This is a genomic window from Protofrankia sp. Cr1, from assembly GCF_963555865.1.
Taxonomy (GTDB): Bacteria; Actinomycetota; Actinomycetes; order Frankiales; family Frankiaceae; genus Protofrankia.
Genome location: NZ_CAUVXO010000002.1, coordinates 14012 through 14988 on the forward strand (window position 1 = coordinate 14012; position 977 = coordinate 14988).

Annotated in this window: 2 protein-coding genes; both read left to right on the forward strand. The window is 68.6% G+C overall.

Annotated features, from left to right (window positions below; all coding sequences use genetic code 11):
• Positions 1–32 precede the first annotated feature (32 nt).
• Positions 33–482, forward strand: coding sequence for a Fur family transcriptional regulator (locus U9980_RS00660; protein WP_322766258.1), 450 nt, complete (start codon positions 33–35; stop codon positions 480–482).
• A gap of 7 nt (positions 483–489) precedes the next feature.
• Positions 490–977, forward strand: a 488-nt coding sequence (locus U9980_RS00665) for a YgfZ/GcvT domain-containing protein (RefSeq protein ID WP_416210101.1), incomplete at its 3' end; no start/stop codon positions are given.

Sequence of the window (977 nt, forward strand, 5' to 3'; positions counted from 1 at the left end):
CCGTGCCACCCCAGGCCAGCTACACTCGGTCCATGGCGGTGGACGTCGAGGGTGGGCCGCGGGGCAGCTGGCAGACGCAGCTGCGATCTCGCGGCTACCGTCTCACGCCGCAACGCCAGCTCGTCCTGGAGGCGGTCGCCCGGCTCGGTCACGCCACCCCGGAGGACATCGTCACGGAGGTCCGCCGCACAGCGGGCGGGGTCAACATCTCGACGGTGTACCGAACGCTTGAGCTTCTCGAGAAGCTCAAGCTCGTTTCGCATGCCCACCTCGGGCACGGCCCGCCGACCTATCACGCCGCCGGCGCCGAAGACCACGTTCACCTCGTCTGCGGGGCCTGCGGGGCCGTCCAGGAAGTCTCCCCGACCGTGCTGTCCGACCTGGTCGTGGCCCTGCGGGATCGCTTCGGTTTCGCGGTGGACGTCAACCACGTAGCGCTCACGGGCCGATGTGTGGACTGTGCAGACCCGAAAGCTGGTTGAACCGTCCATGACCGCCGACGCCACCACCGCACCCGTAACCGACACCGCGCACCTGACCGACGCTGAAACGCAAACGTCCAACGATCCGGGTGATGACATCCACTACCGCTCTCCGTTGCTGGACGTCGCCGGTGCCGTGCCCGCCACCGGACCCGACCTCGGGGTGGCCGACCACTACGGGGACCCACTGCGCGAACAGCGCGAGGCCGAACGCGGCGCGGCGGTCGTCGACCGCTCGCACCGCGGGGTCATCCGCATCACCGGTCCGGACCGCCTGTCCTGGCTGCACAGCATCACATCGCAACACCTCGATGCACTGCCGGCGATGCGCGGCAGTGAGGCGTTGGTACTGTCCCCACACGGCCATGTCGAACATCATCTGATGATCGCGGACGACGGCACGACCACCTGGCTGGATGTTGAACCGGGCACCACCGGCGCGCTACTGGCCTACCTCGCGTCGATGAGGTTCCTGCTCCGGGTGGAGCCCACGGA

What these genes read in the sequence shown, in the direction of transcription:
- U9980_RS00660 (WP_322766258.1), top strand. Translation starts at nt 33, where the DNA reads ATGGCGGTGGACGTCGAGGGTGGGCCGCGGGGCAGCTGGCAGACGCAG.